The 26,366-nt window shown below is 52.4% G+C and carries 19 protein-coding genes; 8 read left to right on the forward strand and 11 right to left on the reverse strand.

What is annotated here, in order from left to right; all coding sequences use genetic code 11:
• Position 1 precedes the first annotated feature (1 nt).
• The 10 genes from K3T82_RS16975 to K3T82_RS17020 all read right to left on the reverse strand — a co-directional run bounded on the left by K3T82_RS16975 (position 2) and on the right by K3T82_RS17020 (position 13,094).
• Positions 2-1,711, reverse strand: a complete 1,710-nt coding sequence (locus tag K3T82_RS16975; RefSeq protein ID WP_220194626.1) for a tetratricopeptide repeat protein — start codon at positions 1,709-1,711, stop codon at positions 2-4.
• 75 nt (positions 1,712-1,786) lie between these two features.
• Positions 1,787-2,017, reverse strand: a complete 231-nt coding sequence (locus tag K3T82_RS16980; protein ID WP_220194627.1) for a hypothetical protein — start codon at positions 2,015-2,017, stop codon at positions 1,787-1,789.
• 237 nt (positions 2,018-2,254) lie between these two features.
• Complete coding sequence (locus tag K3T82_RS16985) at positions 2,255-4,471, reverse strand: tetratricopeptide repeat protein (RefSeq protein ID WP_220194628.1); 2,217 nt, start codon at positions 4,469-4,471, stop codon at positions 2,255-2,257.
• Between the two features lie 266 nt (positions 4,472-4,737).
• On the reverse strand, positions 4,738-6,216 hold the full coding sequence (locus tag K3T82_RS16990) for a hypothetical protein (protein WP_220194629.1): 1,479 nt from the start codon (positions 6,214-6,216) through the stop codon (positions 4,738-4,740).
• Positions 6,217-6,566: 350 nt separating this feature from the next.
• The gene (locus K3T82_RS16995) at positions 6,567-7,001 is read right to left on the reverse strand and encodes a GNAT family N-acetyltransferase (RefSeq protein ID WP_220195127.1); all 435 of its coding nucleotides are present in this window, start codon (positions 6,999-7,001) and stop codon (positions 6,567-6,569) included.
• Positions 7,002-7,241: 240 nt separating this feature from the next.
• Positions 7,242-7,442 (reverse strand): hypothetical protein, encoded by a 201-nt coding sequence (locus K3T82_RS17000; protein ID WP_220194630.1) that lies wholly within the window; start codon positions 7,440-7,442, stop codon positions 7,242-7,244.
• 345 nt (positions 7,443-7,787) lie between these two features.
• Positions 7,788-8,393 (reverse strand): NUDIX hydrolase, encoded by a 606-nt coding sequence (locus K3T82_RS17005; protein WP_220194631.1) that lies wholly within the window; start codon positions 8,391-8,393, stop codon positions 7,788-7,790.
• Positions 8,394-8,604: 211 nt separating this feature from the next.
• A complete protein-coding gene (recN, locus tag K3T82_RS17010) occupies positions 8,605-10,551 on the reverse strand; it encodes a DNA repair protein RecN (protein ID WP_220194632.1) in 1,947 nt (648 codons plus the stop codon).
• A complete protein-coding gene (locus K3T82_RS17015; protein WP_220194633.1) occupies positions 10,541-11,440 on the reverse strand; it encodes an NAD(+)/NADH kinase in 900 nt (299 codons plus the stop codon). Before K3T82_RS17015 ends, recN begins: the two co-directional genes overlap by 11 nt.
• A gap of 145 nt (positions 11,441-11,585) precedes the next feature.
• Positions 11,586-13,094, reverse strand: a complete 1,509-nt coding sequence (locus tag K3T82_RS17020) for a tRNA nucleotidyltransferase/poly(A) polymerase-related protein (protein ID WP_220194634.1) — start codon at positions 13,092-13,094, stop codon at positions 11,586-11,588.
• Positions 13,095-13,461: 367 nt separating this feature from the next.
• On the opposite strand from K3T82_RS17020, the gene K3T82_RS17025 reads away from it, so the two are divergent.
• From K3T82_RS17025 to K3T82_RS17055, 7 genes are all read left to right on the forward strand, one after another.
• Positions 13,462-15,339, forward strand: coding sequence for a PrsW family glutamic-type intramembrane protease (locus K3T82_RS17025; RefSeq protein ID WP_220194635.1), 1,878 nt, complete (start codon positions 13,462-13,464; stop codon positions 15,337-15,339).
• Positions 15,340-15,544: 205 nt separating this feature from the next.
• Positions 15,545-16,642: a thiamine pyrophosphate-dependent dehydrogenase E1 component subunit alpha gene (locus tag K3T82_RS17030; RefSeq protein ID WP_220194636.1), complete on the forward strand. Its 1,098-nt coding sequence runs from the start codon at positions 15,545-15,547 to the stop codon at positions 16,640-16,642.
• On the forward strand, positions 16,639-17,628 hold the full coding sequence (locus tag K3T82_RS17035) for an alpha-ketoacid dehydrogenase subunit beta (protein ID WP_220194637.1): 990 nt from the start codon (positions 16,639-16,641) through the stop codon (positions 17,626-17,628). Before K3T82_RS17030 ends, K3T82_RS17035 begins: the two co-directional genes overlap by 4 nt.
• 101 nt (positions 17,629-17,729) lie before the next feature.
• Positions 17,730-19,076 carry a dihydrolipoamide acetyltransferase family protein gene (locus K3T82_RS17040; RefSeq protein ID WP_220194638.1) on the forward strand — a complete coding sequence of 449 codons (1,347 nt, stop codon included), beginning with the start codon at positions 17,730-17,732 and terminating at the stop codon, positions 19,074-19,076.
• 279 nt (positions 19,077-19,355) lie between these two features.
• Entirely contained in the window at positions 19,356-20,234 is an 879-nt protein-coding gene (gene lipA, locus K3T82_RS17045; protein WP_220194639.1) for a lipoyl synthase, read from the forward strand.
• 4 nt (positions 20,235-20,238) lie between these two features.
• Positions 20,239-21,039 carry an alpha/beta fold hydrolase gene (locus K3T82_RS17050; RefSeq protein ID WP_220194640.1) on the forward strand — a complete coding sequence of 267 codons (801 nt, stop codon included), beginning with the start codon at positions 20,239-20,241 and terminating at the stop codon, positions 21,037-21,039.
• Positions 21,040-21,103: 64 nt separating this feature from the next.
• A complete protein-coding gene (locus K3T82_RS17055) occupies positions 21,104-21,520 on the forward strand; it encodes a response regulator (RefSeq protein WP_220194641.1) in 417 nt (138 codons plus the stop codon).
• Positions 21,521-21,627: 107 nt separating this feature from the next.
• Here the strand turns inward: K3T82_RS17055 and K3T82_RS17060 are convergent, their stop codons facing one another.
• Positions 21,628-23,502, reverse strand: a complete 1,875-nt coding sequence (locus K3T82_RS17060; RefSeq protein ID WP_220194642.1) for an MptA/MptB family glycosyltransferase — start codon at positions 23,500-23,502, stop codon at positions 21,628-21,630.
• A gap of 583 nt (positions 23,503-24,085) precedes the next feature.
• Between K3T82_RS17060 and K3T82_RS17065 the strand changes: the two genes are divergently transcribed.
• Positions 24,086-26,362 (forward strand): ATP-binding protein, encoded by a 2,277-nt coding sequence (locus K3T82_RS17065; protein WP_220194643.1) that lies wholly within the window; start codon positions 24,086-24,088, stop codon positions 26,360-26,362.
• Positions 26,363-26,366 lie beyond the last annotated feature (4 nt).

Below are 26,366 nucleotides of genomic sequence, written 5' to 3' on the forward strand. Positions count from 1 at the left end.
ACTATTTCTTATGCTTCTTTGGTTTATTGTTCTTGCTTACACGACGCTGATCGGCTCGGGTCTTCATCGCTCGTCTCTTTTCTGTCCGTGCCTGCGTGTAAGCAGCGCGTAGCTCCTGCACAAAGGCTGCGTCCGGGGCGAGCTCTTCCGCTACATCAAGGAAACGCTCAGCCTCGTCGAGGTTTCCTTTGTTGATGTAGACCTCAGCTAGTTTGCCAACGATGCCAACATCCTCATCGGCTACTTCAAGCCCCTGAAGCAGGACATCTTCAGCGCCATCGAGGTCTTCTCGTATCTGAGTGTAGAGGTCTGCCAGGTGGATATATGCCTCGGTGTTTTGAGGGTCATAGTCGATGCTATGCAGGAGACTCTTCTCAGCTTCGTCGTAATCCTCCATGTTCATCTGGAGATAGCCAATATTATTCCAGATGTTGGGGAAGTCCGGCGCGATACTTGTCGCACGTAGGTAGTGCTGGATAGCCTGCTCAATATCGTTGCGATATTCGGCGATCATACCATAATTGACCGCGATCATCAGCGCTTCATTTGCGTTGGGTGAAAGCTTTTCGGCTTCCTTCAGAAGCTCTTCAGCCTCGTCGAATTTCGCGTATTCGTGGGAGAGTTGTTGGGCAAGGAGGATCAGCGCCATGGCTGTCTTTTCTTGCTTCAGGCTTGCGCGTAAGTTCTTCTCCGCCAGTTGGAAGAAGCGTGTAGTATACTGCCCATCGGTCTCTTCTTGAGTTTGCGCGATGCGCTGCTGCACGTTAGCAAGGCTAACAAGCGGCAACGCGTTCTGGGCGGGATAACGGTCTGCCAATATTTGGAGATAGCTAGCGGATCGCTCAAGGTCTTGTGCGGTCTCCGCCAGCTTGGCGGCTGTTTCTAGTAATTCCGGTGTTATCTGAGCATCATTTGCCAGGAGCGCGTCGTGATATTGCAGCCCTTTGGCCGTTAGCATGACGCCTTGTAATACCTCTGAGAGGGATTCGGTAATGATATCGTTCTCTAATTCCTCGTCCTCGTCATCGACAAGATCCTTCTTATTCTCTTCTTCCTCTTCCATCTTTTCAGCAAGGCGGGCGAAGTTCTCCTGGAGTTCCTCTATGCGCTGCTCTAGCTCTGCATATGGGAGTTGGGCAATTTGCGAGCCTTCGTCAGTCATAGAGACGATGCGGGCTTCATTGCCTGCCGTGGTGAGTTGATAGCTGGACCAGAACCAGTGGCGTCGGGTCTCGCCGTAGGTGATAGTCGCCTTGGGAAGTTCTGGCAGACGCGCGGAGAGCGGGGTCTCATTCATCTCAATGGACCAGCAAACGTCGACAATGCCCTCTTCTTCATAGTCCTCGTCTTCCTCCTCCTCGTCCTCATCGATGTCTTCGTCCTCCTCGCTGTCCAATTCTTCCTCGTCTTCGTCCTCCTCCTCGTCCTCATCTTCAATGCGTTCTTCGATAGCGCCAGGGCGGAAGTTAGCTGGTTGGGCTTCCGCGCGCCACTGCTCACGAAGCTCGATCCATTTATCACGTGCGAGACCTTGACGTAGTGGGCTATCGTTGGCTAGCAGGTCGTAAGCATCCCCATAGTTGCCCTCGGACCACGCGTCGAAGAAATCCTGCACGGTCGGCTCAAAGAGATCGTCTCCCGCGAAGAAGCTCTCGAAGAGAGCCTGGATCTGTTGCATTGCGTTGGTATCCTGTTCATATCCTTCTGTCATGGTCGCTGTATCCTCATTTCTTCCCAAGCGTCTGGTGAATTCAATATGAGTTCATCGACGGCATGGCGGTGAAGTTCAAATCTCTTGTAGTTCCAGGATCTGTTCCACTGGCTCAGTATGCGCATATATAGGATTACGCGTTTGTGGTGACCTCTGGTTGATGCTAGTTTTATGAAGTGCGTGGGTGACTGATTGGTAAATGGTTATTTGTGGTTTTCCCCATGTTTGCTCATCTAGAGACAGCGTGACGATTTGCTGTGTTGGTTGTGGCTGTTTGGCTCTTACTTTTGATGGTTTCTGTGACACGTATCCTTTCCCCTCTCAACTTGCAATCTCCTTATGCGGACACCTGAGCGCGCCGTGCCCCTGCATGGGGTCAGCGCTAGACGCGACTCCATGTGAGGCACAGCAGCGCGTTGGTGTCCGCATAAGACCTATATATCAACTGTGAACACAGAGTTTATGGGTAGGGTGTATATTCTTGCGTTTGTTTTGATGAGCGTGTGAGTATATACACCCATGCACATAGAGCATGCCTGACGGCTATTTCTTCTTTTGTAGCTGTTGATACGCCGCCTGTACGACATCCAGGTTAGGATCGATTCGCATCGCAAGATCAAGCTGGCGGCGGGCGGTGCGCTCGTCTCCAAGGACATGTAGGACTGAGGCGTGGAGCGCAAGCAGATGGGCTGAGGTTGGATTCGCCGCAAGTCCCCGTTCCACTGTGCGCCGTGCCGCCTGCTGGTCTGGACGGTTCATATAGACCGCTATGAGCTCTGAGTAGGCGCGAATATCCTGCGGGTTCTGCTCAATAGCGCGTTTATAGTGTGTCTCGGCAGCGTCAAAGTGCCCAAGAAGGCGATGTGTGAAGCCCAGATTAAACCAGATGCCGGGCATGTCTGGTTTGAGCTGTGAGGCTCGTTCGAAGTGCGTAAGCGCTTCAGCCATCTGCTCGCGGCGTAGGGCGAGCGCGCCGAGATTGGCTTCAATGGAACTCTCTTCGTCTCGATTGGGCTTCAGTTCTCTGGCCCGATGTAATTCGGCTTCGGCCTCGTCATTGCGCTCCTGGCTGGTATAGAGTTCCGCCAGCAGGATATGGTTGGTCACGCTATGATGTAGTTCTCCTGCCTCATGCAGCGTCGCTTCCGCCATATCCAGAAAGTGACGTTGACGTTCGGGCATATCCTGTATGCGCTGACTGTAGGCATAGGTAACGTAGGTAGAAGCGAGCGTATGGAGCATCTCTTCCAGGTTCTCAGGGAAGCGTTGCACCAGGCGCTGAAGGTAAACCATCGCTCGTTCGGGATTGCCCAGCATCATCGCGCGCCCCAACGCGACCTCATATGGCTGACGATCAAGTGAGAGCAGCGCGATTAGCGCGTCCTGGTAATGGAGATCCTGGCTCGCGTCCCGTACCAACTCATCGAGAATAGCTTGCATTTCTTCGGGATTGGGTTGAGCCTGCTGACGTTTGTTGAGCTCTTCGTATCTCTTTTCGTGCTCCCTGACCTGCTTCTGAATCTCTTCAATAGGAAGACCTTGAATACGGGCTCCCTCGTCGTTGATACGCTGGATGCGCCACTCATTATGAGAGCGAACTACCTTGAAGAGTGTCCAGAACCAGCGTCGCCCTGTCTCCCTATTAACCGCTGTCCCCATTGGCATCTCAGCGAGGGTCCCACTGAGCATTGTTTCGCTTATCTCAAGTGACCAGCTAATCTCAATCTCTTTGGTGTTGCTTTGTCCTGCGGTGGCATGTGAAGGTAGCCAGAGTCCGCTCTGTTTGTTTTCATGCTCATGCACGAAACTCAGTTCAAGGCGAGACGGGCGTGCCTCACTGGCCCATTGGCGGTGCTGCTCAATCCACTGATCGCGTGTGAGGTCTTTTAACAGTGTGCTATCGTGGCTGAGCAGATCATACGTCAGTCCATAGTCGCCCATTGCCCATGCCCCCACGAAGTTGAGGGCAACCTCCTGAGCCTCCATCTCGGGATAGAGGAAGGTTCGTCCGCGATCCTGACCGAGGTCCTGAGCCTGGAAGACGCGCTTTGAAAGCGTGCTTTCAAACTGGCGATACTGTTGAGGAAGTGGGGTGCTGCGCCAGGCATTGACAGAGAGCGCCTCCTCAAGGAGACGTTTCGCCTCAGCCAGGCTACACTCAACCATTGATCCATCAATTTGTGCTTTGCGCTCTTCGATCTTCTCCTGGGTACGCCGCTTGCCAAGCGTCTCTGCTTCAAAACCATTGACGCCTTGACGCCAGAAGTCAAGCAAAAACATGAATGTCTGGACGTCGCTATAGTCGTAGCCCAGCTCCCAGTGCAGTGTGAGTATGACTTCACCCTGTTCACGTGATGGTGTAACGTATGCCTTCCAGAAGCGCTTAGGGTTCTCTACCTTCACTTCAACAACAGAGGTTCGAGTAGCAGGAGCCTGCCATGTTGGTTGTACTGAGACACCTTCCAGGCGGAGCAGCGAGCGCCGTGCCTCCTTGCGAACCTCTTTATCCTGGCTCACTGTATTGATCGCGAGCAGCACATTGGCGGCATCACTGTTCTGCTCTTTCCCCAGTTCTTTGAGCATCGCCAGTTGAGCGGTGGGTGAAAGGGCTAGAAGCTCATCAAGTGTGCTTACAGTTGAAGCGATATCGGCGTCCGGCTTGAGACGCCTCGCCAGGTCATGATATTGTGTCAGCAAATGCTGTATTTGCTGCTGCTCTTCATCAGTCAGAGTGATGGTTGTTTCTTTCTTCCGTGCCATAATTGAGCGCGCACCTCACAACATAGTATCCTGTGGATTGTACCACGAAGTGAGGTAAGAGTCGAGCGGACCAATAATTTTATAGCGTTGCTTTTATCTATAGCGATGATTGAGCTGATGTATTGGTGAGGGGATAATGGCACGAAGATTGGGCATCTGAATGCGAGTGGAATTGGTTTCCGCATAAGAAGTAATGGATAAAAAGAGACGAGTGTTCGTGCCAGAAGAACACTCGTCCAGAAAACTTTGATGGGATGATAGGCTTGCTAAATGGAAGCCCGGGCGTTAAACGATGGTGCGATGCGCACCTTGCTTTGAGCAGGTAGGTTGTGTGCGACCTCGGACTCCATCGCTGCTTGCGGCAACAGCGGTGTGCGCTTCGAGCTAATCATCATGAAGATGGGGAAAGCCGCGCAGTAGAAGTACGATGGCAAGCTCCGCCAGGCAAAGAATAGCGGGATAACGGCGAGCAAGAACACCGCTTCCGGCTTCCAGCGGCATATGCGCCAGTAGACATAGAGCATTGCCATGATCGCCACTGCCTCAAGCGTTGAATATGCGCTAGTTGGCAGGAATGGAATCAGGTGCGTAACACTTAGATTAATCAGGCCCACCCCCATGGGGAACATCGGATCAGCCATTGGAGCGAGCACACCCGAAATCCAGGCGTGAGGTGCCCAGAGAATGAAGGGCAGATTCGTGACCAGGAGAATCGAAGCCGAGAGCGAGCAGCGAATGATCGCAGCCTTCAGACCATAGTGTCGCCAGAGCATAACAAAGTAGAATGGCGCGAGGAACCATGCTGTCTGCTTGCTTGCTAGAGCTAGGCCAAAGACGATAGGTGACCACCAGCGTTTATCGCGGAGCAGCCAAGCCACGACGAGCAGCAAGGTGCAGAAGACATCCAGGTTGCCGCCAATCGTCGAGCCCCACATCGGGACATTCGCGAAGCTCAGCAGAAGCACCCAGGGGCGCAACTCAGGCCGCGCGAGTTTCCAGGCAATCGCGATTATGACAAGGTAACTCACCAGATAGAAGGGGAGTACATTGTAGTTTTTGAATAAAGCGAACGGAACAAGAGTCAGAAACGAGAGTGATGGATAGCTGACTTTTGACTCAAATTCGTTGGTTTCACCGGCTTTGAGCGCGGTATCCAGCACGCTACGGAATTCAGCAATGGAAGGGTAATCGTAGCGGTTGGCGAATTGTCCCTGACGCAGAGGGGTAGTCCAGTTGGGCTCAAGCGTGAAGTGCTGGTTGCGATAGATATCCAGCATATTCGAGTCTGTATAGGGATTGTGTCCTTCGAGGAGCAGCATTGCGGCATTTGTATCGAGCGACGTGCCATCATTGGAATACTGAGCTGGCAAGAAACACATTACAATGCCACGCCCAAGCAAAATAGCTCCCCCAAGCGTGAGAAGCAGCGTTAGCAGGACTACAATCTTCTGCCAGCGTGCGGGATGCAGTTGACGGACGGAGGTGGGGCGAGATTGTGGAGCCGGGCGAAGCGCCATCCACATTGCGTAGAAGCTGCCAAGGATCAGCACGAAAGGAATTAAGGAACCAAAGGGTCCTAGATAAGGAATGTACCAATCGTGGTCGATCTCATTGAGCGATTGTAGTATGAGAGCGAGCCCAATCCAGGTTCCACGTCTTTGTAAATCCACGACCACATGATTTTCAGGAGAAACATCTCTCGTAAAAAAGACGTTCATCAGACGAGTTAGCCATGTATCGAGCATTTGTCGAGATGTTCTCTTTACAGGTTGAGTGGTCTGCGTAAGAACAGATCGCTGTACCATCATTACGTTATTGTACCTGCTTTATTCGTGGGTAGAGTCGAGGGATCCCCCTGGCGAAGGAGTAGTGACAGCAGTATGTCGCCCCAGAATAAAGCCTCTTTTGCCTCCCATCAAAGTAACCGAGTGGGACGTTGAACGTCGCCATGAGGATGGACTAGAACGGCAGCTACACGCTGGCTCAAAATGCCTTCTCTCTCGGTCCACGTCTTATAACGAAGCTAGGTGTGAATGCGTCACAAAAGAGAGGCGGACGAATGAAACACGATGGTGGAAGATATGAATTGTTGAGCCTAGATGCGCAGGCGATAATAGAGCTCGCGATGCTGTAAGGTAAAGCCAAGTGACTCGTAGAGTTGGATAGCAGGCACGTTACTCTCCCATACAATGAGGTCGATTGCCTCGATATGCCGTTCTTCGCGCGCGAACTGAATAATATGTTGCATTAGGAGTCTGGAGAGACCCTGCTTCCGTTGGTCTGGATGGACTATGACTCGTTTGACGTAGCCAACTTGCTCTGAGGTTCCGGTTGGTGGCAACATCAATTCCGCTTTGGCGCAAGCGACACCATTTACCTCCGCGAGGAAGATCAGAGTGTATTCGTGCGTGGAGGGATCGACCGAGCCAAAGTATTTCTCGATCTCGCGGTGAATGGAGCGCGTCGGCGAGTGACTGAAACTGTCTAAATAGTCGATCTGCTCTATATCAGCGGGAGTAGCAAGGCGAATGACGGTTGCCCCCGCCGGGGGAGTTCATCAATCATGGGCGAGTTCCTATGCTCTTTTAATATCTCATTCGGGTCCTAAGCGAAAACCAATGCCGCTTGTCGTGGCTAGTGGCTCCGGTGCTCAGGTTTTTGGATAAGGCGCAAAATAGATCACACGCGTTCGGCGGCAGGGCATCGCTCGCTACTTGTGCTCTGCCAGGCGCGTATGTGTATGATCTATTGAAGTGTTGTGTGCGCTAGGTTAGTGCATCTTCTTGCGTGGAAGTAAGATGATGGAGAATAGCGCGTACCCCGCGCAGATCAGAATGAGAATGGAATAGACAATATATTCGCCATCGACCTGGGGGGCGCTGAGAGTTGAAACCAGCATCGAAAGGCCCCAGAACAAAAAGCCAATAAATACAAGGAAGAGCAGCAAGGTGCTCATAAATTTCTTGCTCATGAGAAAGGTGTCCTTAACGTTTCGGGATGGTAAATCGAGATGTATGCAAATGCTCTCTGCGTTGGTGGATATCCCTTGGCAGCGGAGTTGTGCCCCCGTACGAGGGGCGACCCTGTTTCGCATCAAGACTTGCTGGTGACTGCTGTCTGGGCTCATATCAAAGCATATTAATTATAAGCATATTGCAGTATCCCCGCACGAATCGAGAGAAAAATCTGCAAGCCCCGCAGTCGTTCACAGCTTTCTGCCAGCATTTACAACAAGGTATACCAGTGAAAAGCAGAAATGTCCAGGCATATTATAGCATAGGTCGTCGAGGGGCGTAGGAGGTGGTGAGCAAGCACATCAGTCCCGTAAAGTATCCCAGACAACACGATGGATCACGGCGCGAAAGCGTCCCCAATCGCCCCAATCACCGAGTTTCTGGTTAGGTCGTTTTCGATCAGAGCTCAAGCTCTCAAGCTGGTCCGCGAGCGTGGGCAGTTCGGAGGGCTCGATCTCACGGAAGGCTTCAACAGCTTCGTCCTCATCGATAGCGCCTAGCATACCACCTACCTCGTCAAGTAGGAAGGCGAAGGTATAAAAGGAGGGGCGTGTCTTAGGTGTTTCTGTTTCATAGGCTACAATAGCCAGGAAGCGTGTGATATTGACCTGGAGCCCGGTCTCCTCCTGGGTTTCGCGTAGCAACCCATCATAGATACTCTCGCCATGATTGATTCCCCCGGTCAGCAGGCGAAAGGTGTTGGGTGGATAGAAGTCCTTCTTCATAGTAATCAGGCGACCATTTTGACGACGTACCACCATACAGACCTCGCCATAGCGATCTGGTTTGTTGAGTGGTTCATAATCATCACCGGTATAGAGTTCGGCGTTGAGAAGGATTGGGGTGCCATAGCGCTCGCTCAGGCGTGCGATTTCGTCCTGTTGGGCATGGGTAAGAGAAGAAAGCATAGAAACTCCTGAAGATTAGTGGATTAGTGGACAAAGTATACGCGCGAGATGCGCTGCCACATCAGAGCCAGATAAGCGAAGATTTGCTTACTGGCTTGATATGTCTCTAAGGTCTTATGCAAAAACCAACCCTCGTATGAGGGTTGATGGTCGTATCAACAGAAGCGCTCAGGTTTTCGGATAAGGAGAAACAAGCGCCTCGACGCGCGGATTAAACGATTTGCTGATTGTATTGCTGCTTATGGTTGTGACGACTCTGAAGCACGTTGCGCTTCCAGTTCTCTTTCCACATTTCTGAGCGTGCAAGCATCTCTTCGGCGCTCTTGATTGAGAACTCGGTGACATTTCCACCCATGATATGTGAGATCTCGCGCATGCGCTGCTCTGGTCGAAGTTCATTCACAATGGTCATGGTGCGGTTGTCGATAATCTGCTTGTTCACGTTATAATGCGTGTCGGCGAAGGCTGCGATCTGCGGCAGGTGGGTGACGCAAATAACCTGGTGGTTGAGTGTCAATTGCCAGAGTTTCTCGCCTACAACTTGACCGCTGCGCCCGCTAATGCCCGAGTCGATCTCGTCAAAGATCAGCGTTGGAGTCGCGTCTGCTCCCGCGAGGATAGTCTTCAGTGCCAGCATTAAGCGCGAGGTTTCACCACCGGAGGCGATCTTGGTCAAGGGTTTGAACGGTTCGCCCGGATTTGGTGCGATCAGGAATTGGACGTGATCGATACCAGTGTTGTCGCAGGCATAGTGCTGAAGTGGCTCACCATTGACTGTAGAGGGCACCCCGTTTTCGTCGGGTACCTGAATCATTTCAACCTGGAAGCGTGCGCGCCGCATGTTGAGATCATTGAGTTGCTCCTCCATCGCGACTGCGAGGGTCTGGGCTGCTTCGCGGCGGCGCTGCGAGAGCGTATCGGCAAGTTTGCCGATGTCCTTGCGGTAAATCCCGTCCTCACGCTGAAGCTTCTGTACTAATTCGTCACGATTGACGATAGTATCCAGTTCGGCGCGGTCCTGTTCGACACGCTGTAGGATCTCCTCAATGCTGGCTCCATACTTGCGTTTGAGCTTGGCGATCAAATCCAGGCGATCCTCAATCTCTGTCAGACGAGCGGGATTATCTTCAATGTCTGACTGATAGCTGCTAACAGTAGTGGCGACATCTTCGAGCTGGTAGATAGCCTCGGCAAGTGTCTCGTTGAGTTCTTCCATGCTTGCGTCAAGGCGACTAAGCTCACTCAGATCTCGCTGCGCACCGCGTAACTGGTCAAGCGAGGCTGTGAAGTCGCCATCCCCCAGGTCTGAGCCCTGGAGAGCACCATAGATTAGCGAGCAGAGTTCGCGTAGGCGCTCAGCATTACTGAGAACCTTGCGCTCTTCCTCTAACTCTTCAATTTCGCCCACATGAAGTTCCGCGCGCTCGATCTCGTCGATCTCAAAGCGCAGGAACTCCGCGCGCTGCTCCTGCTCGCGCTCATTCTGAAGCAGCGATTGCAGCGTCTTGCGCGCGTTGCGCCACTCATTTACTTTGTTGCTGAGTTCATCACGCAACGGAAGTACTTCGGCGTAGCGGTCCAGGAAGTTGATATGCTGATCTGGACGCAGGAGGGTCATATGCTCGCTCTGACCATGGATATCTACGAGCCAGCTTGCGACCTGTTGCAGTACATGTTGTGAGAGCGCGCGTCCGTTGATGCGAGCTACAGTTCGCCCTGAGCGGAAGATATCACGTGAAAGAATCAGGGTACCATCTTCTGGATCGATGTCATACTCATGCAGTAGTGATGCCAGAGCAATCAAGGCATCGGCGCTTTCCGTATCGGCAGTCCGATGCTGGCGTGTTGTCTCTGCCTGTTCGATGGCCTCAATCAGGTTGACTGGTGTGCTGGAGTTGGTATGGGCCAGCACTTCGGCGGTTTCATCGATCACGGGTGGGAGGGCTTCAATGGAGAAAATACCCTCAACCGTAGCTCGCTCGCAACCAGCGCGTACAAACTCCGCGCCAATCTTTCCGCCGAGCAAAGCATTAACGGCGTCGATGATAATTGACTTACCCGCGCCTGTTTCACCGGTAAAGACATTAAACTGCCGGTTGAGGCGCAAGTGTAAGCTGTCTATGATAGCAAAATCTTTAATGTTCAGCTCAAGTAGCATGGTGGTGTTCTACAGCTTCTTCCTTGCCAGTTCCTTCGATTTCTTGCGTACTATCGTTTTTCAGCTTGGCATTGATGATCTGGTAGAAATAAGTTGGTGGCCGGCGGCGCAGAAACCGGGTCATACGCGGACTCTTTTCGACGGTGACGACCGCGCCATCGGTGACTTCGCGATTCAATTGACCATCTGCGGAGAAAACGCCGTCTTGTGTGCCGGTAAAGATGCGTAGTTTGACACGCGCTTCAGGTGGCAAAATCAAAGAGCGATTGGAATCCAGGTGGGGCGCGATTGGTGAGAGTACGGTGCTCTGCACCTGTGGATGCAGGAGTGGTCCCCCCACAGCCATATTATACGCGGTCGAGCCGGTCGCAGTACAGAGAATCATACCATCGGCTGTCGTCGTGTTGTAATAGTAATCATCAACCCAGACCTGAACGCGAACGACGCGAGGCCACGCACCACGCGCGATCACAATATCGTTTAGCGCGAGAAAACGCTCCTCATGCCCATTCTGCTCCATAGTTGCCTGGAGCATCGTTCGCTCATCTACCCACACTGAGGCATCGCGTTCTAGATAATAGTGCAGGTGGGTGGAAATCTCATCGGGTTCAAGCTCGGTCAGGAAACCGACGCGACCAAAATTGACGCCGACAATAGGAATACCCAGAAATGAGCAGATGCGCGCGGCATGAACAATAGTACCATCCCCACCCAGGACCAGAGCCAGGTCACACCCTTCAAGCTCGCCATCTGGCTGCTCATTGCCCTCCTTTCGGATATCGAGAGCGCGTACTTCATATCCTTGTTGACGGAGGGTGGGGACCAACTGGGAAGCGAAGCTCGCTGTATCCTGTTTTCGTCCCTGGTATAAAATCGCAATAGTGTTCAAAACAATCTCCAAGCGGCAAGAGAGGGCGAACACAAGGTGTCGCCCTGGCGTCAAAAGCCACTATAATGCAACCTAATGGTACGTCATGGGGGACGTTTTGTCAATGCGAGAATGGGGTGAAAAGCGCTTGTATGGTAAATATGTTCTACATTGGCTCACGCTGCTCTTCCAGCTTTTCGCTAGCGAGCCAGAGGGCGTCCTGTTTTGAGCGTACAATGCCTTCGGCCTGGGCTTCAGCGATAGCTTCCAGCAGTTGCCCAACAATAGGTCCGGGCTTGAGTTCCAGGCGGTGCATAAGCTCGTCGGCTTGCAGAAGGCGTGGGGGAAGAATACTGTCGCGGACGCGGATATAGCGCTCGCAGAGCAGGCGTACAGTCGCCAGATGGAGTCCCCAGGCTTCGGTTAAAGGGAGAGGGCCCCGCATGGCGAGGTGGTCTGCCAGTGCGACCAGTGCGACCAGGATACCTGTTGGTCCCAGGTCAACGAAGTAGCGGCGGATGGCGCGTGGTGTGACATTATCATGGCTGAGTTGCCCTGGGCGCATGTGGTGCGCGGCGACAAGTTGGGCCAGGCGTCGGTCGGCGGTATTGCTTCCCAGGCGTGATAGGATGCTTTGCACTAGCGGTACGCCTGCCTGTGGATGGTGGTAAAAGTGGATATTGCCTTCCTCGTCGACCTCATAGGTCACGGTCTTACCAATATCATGAAGCAGGGTCGCGAGTTTGACCTCTGGCTGTGAGAGGGTATCGAGATGAAAGATGTCCTGCTGTTCGGCCTCTTGCAGAAGTGCCTGTAGGTCAACGAGGTCATTGCTATCGCCCTGTGTAAGAGGTGAGGTGCGTAACTCTTGTGGACTGGCTTCCAGCAGTTGCTCAAGTGTTTGTAGATAGTATGGAGTCTCTAATGAGTGTTCGAAGACGTCCCAGTGATGGAGTGAGGGCTGTGGCATACCACGCGCCGGTAAGAACTCAGGGATCAGTGTCGTGAAGATCCCATAGTCATCCAGCAGGCGTAGGTGTTGGGTCACATTGGGGAAGCGCAGGATGGCGTAAAGCTCGTCATGGATGCGCTCGACTGCTACTGTAGAGAGAAGCGAGGCATCGCGCTTGAGTAGCGATGCGGTGTGTGGCTCGATGCGTAGTTCATGCTCAATGCTGAAGCGTATGGCGCGCAGGATGCGTAGCGGATCATCACGCAATGCATGCTCGCTGACCACGCGCAGCGTGTGCGCTTCCAGATCGACTCGACCGTAGAGCGGGTCTATCAGATTGAGGGGCGCTCCCTCTTCAAGGCATGTGAGGAGTTCTGGTAGGGCGATAGCGATAGCGTTGAGTGTGAAATCGCGCGCGTGCAGGTCCTCTTCAATACTTGAGCCGCGCCAGGGCGATATATCCAGCATCATATTCGAGCCATCCGCTCTGTGAAGCGTAATACGGCAAGCCTTATCGTTCATGTGGGCAAAGAAGCCACCTAGTGTGTTCGCGAGTTGACGTGCGATAGCCGGTGTTTCACCTGGTAACGCGATATCCCAGTCCTTGCAGGGGCGCGCGAGCAACAGGTCGCGCACAGATCCCCCTACCAGATAGGCGGGGATGTTGCGCTCGGCGAAGAAGGTCGTAATGTGTTGTAAATAGGTGCGTGTCTGCGCGTCCACGTATAAATCTTTCCGTACTACATCTGTTTCAAGCCAATCCACATCGCTATTTGAGTTAACCCTGTCTGTGCAGATTATGTGCTCATTGTAGCGAATAAGCTTCCAACTCCGCAAGTACTTGTACACAGGTGATAGGGGTTACATTAGGAAATAGGGCCTAAACTTGTGTGCTAGCATAATGTCTCCATCATCTTCCCTCCAAGCGGCGGAAATATGGAAGGCGCCAGTGTGGATGTTTGATGCGTCTGAAGGGAAACTGGTATAGCACATAAATAACCGATATAGTAAAATGATACTATACATACGGATGTGCAAAAACACAGAACAAAATGGCAAGAGACGGAGTGTCTGGGACATAGGACGTTGCATGAGAGAGACCTATGGTGTGCTGCGAGTTGTGCGTGTGCGATTGCCTGCCAACGCGGCATTTGGGAATTCTGAGTTGACTCCGACTGAGTGGTTGGCGGGTGAACGGTTTGTATATGTGCTCACTAATCGCGAAACCACAATTGGGCGAGCGCTCAGCAATGATATTTTATTGATGGACCCGAGTGTGTCAAGAGAACATGCCCGGTTGATTGTAGATAAGCAAGGATGGCGTGTCTGCAATCTAACGTTACGTAACATGGTACGCGTGAATGGGCAACCAGTGCCTGCTGGTGAGAGTTGCCCTCTTCAGCCGCAAGATTTTCTTGTCCTGGGGAACACAACGCTCCAATTAATCGCACCTCAACAGCAGATGGATGACGAAGCATGTTTAAAGGACATGCAGCTAGCGTCGTTACATCAAGATATATTAACGATAGCCCAAACTGAACGCCAGCAGAAAGTTACTGCTGAAGCTTCTGGAGAGAAAAGCGCACCCAGGGGTATGAGTCCACGCTCACACGAGCCCCATACCCTTCCGCCTGTGGAAAATGCATGGTATCTCAGCCAGACCCCCATCGATTCAGACGGGAATGCCTTACTTGCCGCGACAGAGAGCGAAAGTCAGGCTCAATGGGATGAGGAGGAGGACGAATCCTTGCTTGGTGGGGGGGTGACGATGCAATTTGCCTTTGCCGGTCAGAGTGGTCGCAGAAGAACTGGCTGGCTCCTTGGTGGTATCGGATTGGCTCTGCTTACTATGGGGGCTGTTGTTCTCCTTTTATTTAATACCTTCTTTAGCGTCACAATGCTTCAGCATAGCCTCTCAGGCACCCTGCTTACTATCTTTATTCCCTTGATCCCGGCAAGTTTGACGGTCTGGCTGGTGAATGTCATTGATCGCTATGAGCGTGAGCCCTGGTCCTTGCGTCTGGCGGCCTTTCTCTGGGGTGGCGTGATCGCGATCCCCCTGGCCCAGCTAATCGAGAGTTGGATTGATAGCCTGATTAGCGGTCTGAGCCCACAGACAAGTACTTTGCTCCGCTCTGTTTTGCAGGGCCTGAATCCTGGTGTCACTGAGGAAGCCTTGAAGGGCCTGGGGCTCCTGCTACTCTTCTTGGTGTTGCGCGATCAATTTGACAATGTCACCGATGGTTTTGTGTATGGCGCGCTGATTGGGGCGGGGTTTGCCATGACCGAAAATTTTATCTATTTTGCGAACTATGTCTCTAAAGATTCGCTTCCCTATCTATTTGTGGGGCGTATTGTCCTTGGATGGCTCACTCACCCCACATTCTCCATTTGTGTGGGCGTGGCTCTTGGCTACGTGCGCCATACTCGTGTGCGCTGGCTGCACTGGGTGATTCCGTTGGGAGGCTTCCTGGTCGCGCTCATCTTACATAGCTTCTATGACTTTGTGACTTTCTACTCAAAGGCTGCCATGACCAGCCTCTCTGCAACCTCGATAGCTGTCACTATTGGTTGGGTTGCGGTCGTCGGCAACTATATCTTGCCACTCATCGTACAACTGGCCTTGCTCTATATTCTGGTCAAATCTCTGGCACATGAAGCCACGATTGTACGCGAATTCCTCGCGTCCGAAGTAAGTAGTGGCGTTGTGCGCGTTGATGAGTATGCCTTACTCCAAAGCTCCTTCCAGCGTGTGCGTGCCGAGAGGAGAATATTGCGTAAGAGCGGTTTTAAGCAGTGGCTTCGCGTGAAGACGCTCTATCAAACCGAGATTGGCCTGGCGTTTCGCAAGTGGCATGTAAGCATGGGAGACCTCCCTAAGCGGAGTGCTATTCAGCCAGAAGATGTCTATCGCCAACGTATTCAACGCCTCCGCCGTGAACTTGAGCAGGCTGGAATACGCAAATAACATACCGGAACTTTATCTTAAGCGTTCCCCTGACATAATGATACCTGGAAGAAGATACTCTTCCAGGTATCATTGTTTTAGAAGAGCTATTAGCTTTGGGAAAGCCCGCTGGCAAGGTTGACCCTTGACTTTATCTGGCTGGGACGAGACAATGAGAGCAGACTTTATGGTTTCTGGCTGCCAGCCAAACTAGAGGAGTTAATATATGCATGGAGTTCGGCAGGCAAAGGTTGACCTGCTTCAGATCTTTTATCTCATGCGGCTCACACGCGCTATGGAAGAGCGTACCCGGACCCTGTTCTTGCAGGGGCGTGTCGTGGGTGGTGTCTACACAGCGCAAGGGCATGAGGCTACAACTGTCGGTGCAGCGATGGTGCTGCACGATGGTGACTGCATCGTTCCGCAGCACCGAGATCTGGGGATGCATCTAGTACGAGGTACCTCCCCCCGCGCGGTAATGTGTCAGTGGTTGGCTCGCGGAAATTCGCCGACGCTAGGGCGTGATGGTCAAATCCATATAGGTGATATGCATCACGGCATTGTTCCCATGATTAGTATGCTCGGAGAATCGCTTCCCGTGGCTTGTGGCGTCGCGATGACAATGAAGATGCGCAAGCGCGCGAACGTAGTCCTGGCATCCTGTGGCGATGGGGCAACGAATACAGGCCCTTTTCATGAGGCCTTGAACTTTGCTTCAGTGCAGAAGTTACCCCTGGTGTTCGTCATCGAGAACAATGGCTATGCCTATTCTACTCCGAGCTATAAGCAGTTTAACGTCCAGCATCTCTCCGAGCGTGCGAAAGCGTATAATATTCCCGGTGAGAGTGTGGATGGTAATGATGTGCTAGCTGTTATGGAGTCTGTCGGACGAGCTGTTGAGAATGCACGTTCGGGCGCTGGCCCCTCCCTTGTGGAGTGTAAGACGTTCCGTGTGCGTGGTCACTCCGAGGCCGACAAGGCAGACTATGTACCAAAAGAATTGCGTGAAGAGTGGCTAAAGAAAGATCCACTCAAACGCTTTGAAACATATTTAGAGCATGAAGGACTGCTCTCCGCCAGGGCCAAGGCTGAGATCGAGGAGCGCGTGCGTGCGGTCTGTGATGACGCGGTTCATTACGCCGAGCAGAGCCCTGAACCTGAGGCCGCGACTGTGGCTGAGTATGTCTTTGCCCCCGATGGCCCGATTGCGATTGTAGGAGAATCAGGCGCGGACGATCCACGCTATGTTAATGCCTTAGATCAGCGAATTGGTGCTCCATTCTCTACCATCAGTCGCACAGAGGAGGCAATAAGTCGGCGATGAGCGAAACGAAAGTAACCTATCTCGAAGCTATTAGCCAGGCGCTTCGCGAAGAGATGCAGCGCGATGAGGCCGTCTTTCTGCTTGGTGAGGACGTCGGCACCTATGGCGGAGCCTTCAAGGTAAGCGCAGGTTTGCTTGAAGAGTTTGGCGCTGAGCGCGTGATTGACACTCCAATGGCGGAGTCCGCTATTATTGGATCTGCTATCGGGGCCTCATTGATGGGGATGCGCCCAATCGCCGAAATGCAGTTTATTGACTTTATTACTTGTGGCTTTGACCAGATCGTCAATATGGCAAGCAAAATGTATTGGCGAACGGGGATTCCAACGCCGATGGTGATTCGTGGCCCTTCCGGCGGTGGTACCAAAGGGGGACCCTTCCACTCCTCTACGCCCGAAGCCTGGTTCTTTCATACGCCTGGTATTAAGGTCGTCTATCCTTCGACTGCCTATGATGCTAAAGGTTTGCTGAAGGCCGCGATTCGGGATAACAACCCGGTGCTATTTTTAGAGCATAAATTGCTCTATCGGCTGCCCGACTTGCGGGAAGAATTGCCCGATGATGATTACATTGTTCCCCTGGGTAAGGCCGCGATACGGCGCGAAGGCGAGGATATGACAATCCTCACCTATGGCGCGATGGTTCGCCAATGCCTCCAGGTGGCGCAAACCCTTGAGCAAGAGGATGATTTGGATATCGAGGTTGTGGACCTGCGTAGCCTCGCACCGTTGGATCGCGAGACGATTGAGGCGTCTGTGAAGCGTACCAACAAGGTGCTGATCGTTCACGAAGATATGCTGACTGGAGGCGTTGGTGCCGAACTCTCCGCATTACTGGCGGAAGAGTTATTCGAGTACCTGGATGGACCCATTACGCGTGTCGCCGCACCAGATGCCCCTTTCCCTTACGCGCCATCTCTGGAAGCCGCATATCTTCCAGGTGCCGAGAAAATCCTCGCGGCAGCACGCAAATTGGTTGCGTATTAACCTCTTATGCGAAAACCTACCTCGTGCGAGGGCTGACTCGCTCAGGTTTTTGAGAGGACCTCAACTGACAACAGTGTTTATATAATAAGGAGTTAAGAGCTATGGCAACGCCAGTCAAAATGCCTCGCCTGGGTGAGTCCGTGGCGGAAGGTACTATTGGGGCCTGGCTGAAAGAGATTGGTGACTATGTTGAGCGCGATGAGTCTATCGCCGAGGTCATCACTGACAAAATCAACGCGGAATTGCCCTCGCCGGTCGCGGGCAAACTGGTAAAGCTATTAGTACAGGTCGATGAGACGGTTCCCGTTGGTACAGATATTGCCTTGATTGAAGAGAGCGCGGATGTTCCGGCTGAGACGGCTCCCGAAGCCCCTTCCGCCGCCCCCGGTCCTGATGCCGCACCTGTGCATAGCAATGGGCAGGTTGAGCGACCTATACTAGAGCGCCAGCCATCGCGGAGCGTAAGTGCTAAAACGGCGACCCCTGTTGCCGAGCGCGGTAGCGAGGCCGAACGCCAGCGAATTTCGCCCCTGGCTCGCCGTCTGGCCCGTGAACATGGCCTCGATCTGAACGAGATTCAGGGAACCGGTATTAATGGACGGGTGCGTAAAGAAGATATCCTGGCTTATCTAGAGCAGGATCGCGCGGCGACAACGACTGTGAAGGCACAGCCTGTTGCCGCTCCTGCCACTCGCGTCGAGACACCAGTCTCGACAGGCGCTTCCATCTCTATCCCTGCTGGCGATGATGTCGAGATTATCACACCTACGCGGGTGCGCCTCGCTACCGCCGAGCATATGGTTCGCAGCAAGCGCACTTCACCCCACGCGACAGCTATGGTCGAAATTGATATGACCGGCATCGCGCGCTGGCTTCAGAAGAACAAGGAAGAGTTTAAGCGCCGTGAGGGGTATGCTATCAGCTATGTGCCATTTGTTATCAAAGCTGTCTGTGATGGCATTCGTAAGTACCCAATCATGAACTCTTCCTGGACCGATGACAACAAGATTCTCATTAAAAAGCGCATCAATATGGGTCTGGCTGTCGCGACCGATACTGGTCTGGTTGTGCCTACACTCTATGATGCCGACCAGTTGACGCTAGCCGGACTGGCGAAACAGGTCAATGCCCTTGCGCAGCGTGCCCGTAACAATAAGCTGACACTCCAGGATATGCAGGGGAGCACCTTTGTTGTCAACAATACTGGCGTATTTGGCACCGTTATCTCCATTCCGATCATTAATCAGCCGCATGCTGGTATCCTGGCGATGAATGCCGTGGTCAAGCGTCCGGTGGTAACGGAGGATGACGCTATCGCCATTCGCCATATGATGTATCTTAGCCTTTCATTCGATCACCGCCTGCTTGATGGCCTGGAGTCGGGTGGTTTCCTGAAAACCGTCAAGACAAAGCTGGAGAGCTATAGTGGCGACATAGATTTATACTAAGGTCTTATGCGAAGATCGGCCCTTATGCAAGCACTGGAGATGTCTGGCTCTCACATAAGGGTTCAGGTTTTCGTATACAAGGCTAGCATAGATTGACCGTCAGTGTAAGCGGTGTGCTAGTATATATGGGTTGAGTGATCTATGCCAGGTATCCTTTAGGTATGGAAACGTGTTTCAAAGGTGCCTGGCTATCTAGCAATGTGGCATCTAAGGAAAAAGTGAGCCTCCACGCAGATGTCCCTTGTATCTGTGCGTGGGAAAGCATAAAGGACAAAAGGCATGACAACGATAATCCCTCAGCGGCGTCCCGAATGGTTGCGGGTTCGTCCCCCCAGTGGTGAGAATTATGAGCAGTTGAAAACGTTGATGCGCGGGCAATCTTTGCATACCGTCTGCGAGGAGGCACGCTGCCCAAATATCGGCGAGTGTTGGGGACATAAAACCGCGACCTTTATGATCCTGGGAAGCGTTTGCACCAGGAGCTGTGGCTTTTGCGCCATCGCGACGGGTCGTCCCCTGGGGATGGACTGGGAAGAGCCAAAGCGTGTGGCCGAGGCGGCGCAGCATATGGGATTGCGTCACGCGGTCGTGACTTCTGTCAATCGTGATGAACTCAAAGATGGTGGCGCGGCAGTTTTCGCGGCGACCATTCGTTGGATTCGTCGGCTCAACCCCGAGTGTAAAGTCGAGGTCTTGACACCCGACTTTAAAGGGGTTTATGATGCTTTACGGGTGGTTATTGATGCCAAGCCGGATGTGTTTAATCATAATGTAGAAACTATTCCCAGGCTCTATAAACGTGTCCGCCCGCAAGCCGTGTATGAGCGCTCCTTGCAGGTGCTTAAGTGGGCTAAAGAGATGAATCCCGCAGCTCCTACCAAGTCAGGCTTTATGCTCGGATTGGGCGAAACCTGGGATGAAGTCATCCAGGTCATGCGCGATATGCGCGAGCATGACGTTGATATACTGACCATTGGTCAGTATCTGCGCCCATCATTCCAGCACCTCCCTATCCAGCGCTATGTGCCGCTAGAAGAGTTCGCCGCGCTGAAGAAGGAGGGTAAGCAAATGGGTTTCCGCCATGTAGAATCTGGTCCCTTTGTGCGTAGCTCATACCATGCTCATGAGCAAGCCGAAGGAGCGACCAGGGAGGAGTAAATGCTTGAAAGTAAGGATACGCAACGCCGATATCGCCTATGACGATCACGGCATTGGTTACCCCATTCTTTTCCTGCATGCCTTTCCCCTCAATCGTAGTATGTGGGAGGGGCAGGTAGAAGCGCTGCTTGCCGAGCAGCGCTTCAGGCTGGTCGCTCTAGATTGGCGCGGATTTGGTGAGAGTGAGGTTCCGGGCAGCGAGATCATGACTATGGAGAGCCTCGCCGATGATGTGGCGGGCCTGATGGATGCCCTGGGCATGCAAGAGGCTATCCTATGCGGTCTCTCCATGGGTGGATACGCGGCGTTCGCCTTCTTACGAAAATATCCTCAGCGCGTCAAAGGCTTAATCCTTGCCGATACACGACCAGGTGTGGATTCTGAGGAAGGGAAAGCTAATCGCGAGCGTGTTGCGGAACTGGCACTCACCGAAGGCACGGATGCCATTGCTAATCTCCAAATTCCTAATTTATTGGCTTCCACCACGCGAAGGGAAAGCCCCGAAGTAGAGGCGCGGATACGCCGCCTGATCGCGGCGGCTTCACCTATGGGTATAGCAGCCGCCTCGCGTGGTATGGCACTTCGCCACGATGCCACGGATCTTCTTGAAACAATTACCTGCCCCACTCTGGTTATTGTTGGCAGCGAGGATCGCCTGACCACGCCGCAGATCGCTCGGGAATACGCGGAACGTATTCCTGGCGCGCGCCTGACAGTCATCGAGCATTCCGGCCACCTCTCAAACCTGGAGCAACCCAATGCCTTCCAGAAAACGCTCAGCAGCTTCTTACGCGAAGCTTTTTGAGCCAAGTGTTGCGCGTTCTCATCATGGGGAGGATGCGTTTTAAGCTCGCCAGTAGGGTAGAAGAATGATACAGCCACAACAGCATGAACAGGGACGCCAACCGCTGGTTCTGGTGGTGGATGATAACCCTGCTATTCGAGATATGATCTCCTGGGCGCTCGAACTGGATGGCTATGAGGCGGCAGAGGCGGCGGAGGGGCAGGAAGCGCTCGACTGGATTCATGACTCTACAGGTGCCGGGCGTTACCCGGCTGTAATTCTGTTAGATCTGGCAATGCCAGGTATGAATGGACGTACATTTCTCGCGTCTTTGCGTCAACAATGGGATGCGCCAACTCACTTCCCCGCAGTCATCGTTATTACGGCAGGCACACAGGGTCCTGAAGCCGCCAGTCTTGGTGTCGAGCAAGTCTTGATCAAGCCTTTTCATGTTCATGACCTGCTCAATGCTGTCCGTCAGTTCGCGGCTCAATCCCCTTAAGGTTCGCACTGAGTAGTAAGAATACAGGCACTTCAGGAATACAAAATGATGCCTTCTCGAACTATCCGAGAAGGCATCATTTTGTATTCCTGAAGTGCCTGGTCTATTTACGAATGGCGACCAATTTGTTGCGCCTGAAGCGCGGTGGCGGTTAACGGCTCCAGTTCGAGTGTCTTTGCCAGTTGTGGTTCTCCCGCAGACCAGATGCGACGCTCACTCACTTTTTCCATTTCTCCCTGTTTAATGGGGAACGGTACGAAGCGACGGCGTGCTAAACCTGGCACGATCCAGGCCCATAGCGCTCGCAGGTACGCGGCCCGGAAATGCGGCAAGAAGGGTAATACCGCATTGACTGGCGTCCAGGCATCAAAGCAGTAAGTGCTAATCATGGTAATTGCCATCACACGCACTGCCATCACGATGTCAATAGACCGGAGGACTGGAATAGACGCGAAGGCTCTCCGCCAGTCTTTCTCGCTCGTAGCCGATTCCACAAGCGCGAAGAGGCCAAAGAAGGTAACAGCATACCAGGGCCAGTACCAGGGGGAGCCGAGGCTCATATAGAGAAACCAGCTCATTGTCATCCAGCGCATGAGTGCTAACGGCGTTCTTGGCGCTGTCTTGGGGTGGAGCGCACGGAAACAGATATAAGCGAAACCGAGAAAGAAGAGGCCCATGCTAATCATGCGCGAATAGGACTCTGTTGGCGAGTTAATATCCGCCGAAGCTGGTAGGAAGAGACTATTAAGAAGATGGGATGCGAACTCCGGCAGCGTATTAATAGCTCGATAGGTGCCAGGATTGACCTTGAGCACCTCAAGGATCTCGCCCCCACCCCAGAACGGTCCGTAGAGCAGCGCGAATGGTAGTACGAAGCCTGCAATAACTAGCGCTGGTTGGCGCAGGCGCTGCCAGAAGGTAGGTGCCTGTGATGTCGCCAGGAGATAGCAGAGATATCCTGGGAGGAGCACCCCCACATTGACCTTGATACAGGTTGCCAGGGAGAGATTGAGTGCGACGAGCAGGTGGGTGCGCCACGTTGGCTGTGACGTACGTACCAGGCACCAGAGCCCAAGCAAAACGAATAAAAGCACCAGGGTATCATTATGAGCGTTGACACTTGCCTCAAAGAGCAGCAATGGATTCCAGCCAAAAGCCAGTGCCGCCAGCATGCGTCTGCGTGGTCGGTAGATCCCCTCACTTCTCTGCAAATAGCCTCCAATTGACCAGACCAGGAGCGTCGAGCCAAGGTGCGCCGCGACGTCGAGCAGGCGAAGTTGGATGACCATCCCCACGATGTTATCTGCCCCGAAGAGTAGTCCATTCCACCATTGAAGCGCGTAGGTTATGAAAAGATAGACCGGACCATAGGCCGATGGTTGATCGGTCCAATAGATATTGACGTAGACCGGATCAAATTTTATGTCATTTGGTACCGCGATCAAGGGGTTGAGGTGATAGATTACACCCATACGGGCATACGCAATATAGGAGAAGAGGTCAGGTGATGTAACGGTTGGCGCGATGACTCCGATCAGCCCTAAGAGCAGCGTGCTGACCAGTAAAAAACGGCGATTGATGAGGCGTGGTAGGTGACGCAGGGCAAGCACATATGTGGCCCCAATAAGCAAGAAGATGGCGGCGACAATAGCGACATGTGCCCAGCCTGTGACCATATCGGGAGTGGGCAGGCTTTCATGGAATAACCTGGGAGTCAGGGCTTGATACGGAAAGAACAGACGTGGTATCTGCAAGAGGCCCGGGAAGATGTCTCCTACTAGAGATGAAGAGTACATCAATCCTTGAAGCGAGAGGCCAGCATTAAGAAGGACAAACGCTGCCAGCATCGCGATTACAAACGCGCGTGGGCGTCGGCTTGGTACAGGGGGACGCGATTGCTCTAGAACAGGTTTCAGTAAGACCTTACTATTTGGTGAAGAACTTTCAATTTCGTGCTGCTCTACTAAAATATCCGTTTTCAACTTCTTACTCCATACATCGCCTTGAAATCCACATATGCTGTGCAGCAGAATATCCTCAAAACAGCCCATAGCGTAGATGTATATCAAAACGCGGTCTTGTCATCGTATTCAACTGTGAAGATCTCTCCTGTTCGACCTGACCGGGCCGTATGGCCTCTGAACCCCATAAGCTTTGCGAAAGTTATACCTATGAGAATCAAGTCGACAAACGATTAAACGAACTTGATCCCGCCTCAGTGACAAAATCGCGCAATGTAACCAGAAAGTTGTTATAGCAAGAGGACATAAAGGGGAAAAGTTTACATTTAGGAGATGGGATGTGTTGCGGATATACAGATTATATGGTATGTCTTCTCTATAGTAGCGCTTATAAGGCTTAACCTCTCCCTATTATAGATATAATGCTTTCGCCTATGCGGGGGTACTTTTGCGGTATACTTATCATATTGACAGACGCAACCATTTGGGCTCTCGATATATTGAGCGCCTCCTCCTAAAAATAGTTGGGCTTGCCTGTCTTGCATGAAACATGCTAGAATAGCGCCACAATAGAAGAGGCTAGAAATGGTAATAAGGCCATGCTATGAGCACAAGTGAACATCAAGTACGTGGACAGGTGGATTTGAATAATTGCGCAAAAGAGCCGATTCATATTCCAGGTTCTATCCAACCCCATGGCGTTCTCCTGGCACTCTCTGAGACTGATTTTACCATCATGATGGTGAGTGAGAGCGTTCAAACTCTGTTTGGAATATCCGCGCAGAATTTGCTTGGTCAACCCATTACTACGATTTTGGATGATGAGCAATTTGCCTTGCTCCAGCGGAGCCTGGAAGATATTGAGAAGAGCCATCCGCTGTCGCTGACTATTAAGCATATCGTGTTTGATGGTGCTCTGCATCGTGCTGATAATTTGCTCGTACTTGAGCTCGATCCTGCTGAAAAGTCGGATATTCCCCGCCTCAACGAGCCCAATTTCTATCGTGTCTTGCGTACTACCGTTGCGACTTTACGTACCGCGACAACCATAGTGCCTCTCTGCCAATCTGCGGCGGATGAAGTGCGCCGCCTCACTGGCTTTGATCGCGTCATGATTTACCGCTTTGATGCCGAGTGGAATGGAGAGGTAGTTGCGGAGGCCCGCCGAGAAGACCTGGAGCCTTATCTTGGACTGCATTATCCGGCCTCAGATATTCCCCAGCAGGCGCGTGAACTCTATCGTCGCAACTGGCTCCGTATCATAGCAGATGTGGACTATACCCCTTCACCTGTAATTCCTACCGATAATCCCTTGACTGGGAGACCGCTTAACATGAGCGATTCGATTCTGCGTAGCGTCTCCCCAATCCACATTGAATATCTCAAGAATATGGGTGTGCAGGCCTCTATGTCGGTCTCCATTATTAAGGACGATCAACTCTGGGGCCTGATCTCCTGCCATCATACTGAGCCGCGCTTTGTGCCATATGGCGTGCGCCTGGCCTGTGAGTTTCTGGGACATATGCTTTCGCTACAACTCTCAGTACTTGAAAAGACGTTGGATTACGCTGCCGAAGCACGTATTCGCGATGTACAAACAGGCCTGCTAGAGGCTATGCTAAGCGCGGATGACGTGCTTGAGGCGCTCCGGAATGAGCATCAGAAGATGTTGGAACTGGTGGATGCACAGGGCATTATCTATTCCCTCCAAGGTCAGTATGTACAGTATGGAACGACGCCGGAACCTGCTGTTGTCCATTCTCTTCTGGTCTGGCTACATGCGAATATGTCCGCGAACATCTACTCGACAGACCGTTTGCCAGAGGTGTATCCGGCTATTGAAAAATATCAAGATGTGGCAAGTGGGTTACTCGCTATCCGTATCTCTGAGGTTGAGAACAGCTATGTACTCTGGTTTCGATCAGAAGTCGTGCAGACGGTGACGTGGGGTGGTGACCCTAACAAGCCGGTGGAAGCCATTGGCAATGAGGTTCGACTTCATCCACGCAAATCGTTTGCGGCCTGGCAACAGGCGGTACGTGGGCGCTCACTTTCCTGGCTGACGCTTCAGATTGATGCGGCGCGTGTAATACGTAGTGGTATTGTTGATCGTGTGCTACGTCAGGTCATGCTTCAACGCTCCACTGAGTTAGAGCGTTTGAATAAGGAGCTGGAATATAGCAATAAAGAGCTTGATGCCTTTGCTTATATAACCTCGCATGATCTTAAAGAGCCGTTACGTGGCATTAACAATTTCGCTACCATTCTGAAAGAGGATTATGGCGATGTATTGGATGCGGAGGGGAAGGAGCGCCTGCAAACGATGGTACGCCTTGCTGTTCGTATGGGAGAGCAGATTGAGGCGTTATTACACTACTCACGTGTGGGGCGCGTGGATATGGCTTTTGGAGAAGTGAATCTTAATGACACTCTAGCACGCGTTTTAGATGTACTGAATCTGAGTATCCAGCGGGCCAGGATTGAGATACGCATCCCCCGCTCTCTACCAACGGTCTGGTGTGACCGTGCGCGCATTGGTGAGGTATTTAGTAATTTGATTACTAACGCCCTAAAATATAACGATAAACCCCAAAAATGGATCGAGATAGGGTATATCGATCCCTTGGAGCAGACAGGGGATGCAAAGAGGAATTCAACCATCTTCTACGTGCGTGATAATGGTATTGGTATACGCGAGAAGAACTATGATACGATCTTTCGCATTTTTAAGCGTCTTCATGGGCGCGAAAAGTACGGTGGAGGCTCAGGTGCAGGTTTAACTATTGTCAAACGTATCATCGAGCGCCATAAAGGGCAGATCTGGGTAGAGTCACGCTATGGTGAGGGCACAACCTTTTACTTTACCCTGCGGAAAGGCTAGTACG

Origin of the sequence: Ktedonospora formicarum, assembly GCF_016587355.1 — a bacterium.
Taxonomy (GTDB): Bacteria; Chloroflexota; Ktedonobacteria; order Ktedonobacterales; family Ktedonobacteraceae; genus Ktedonobacter; species Ktedonobacter formicarum.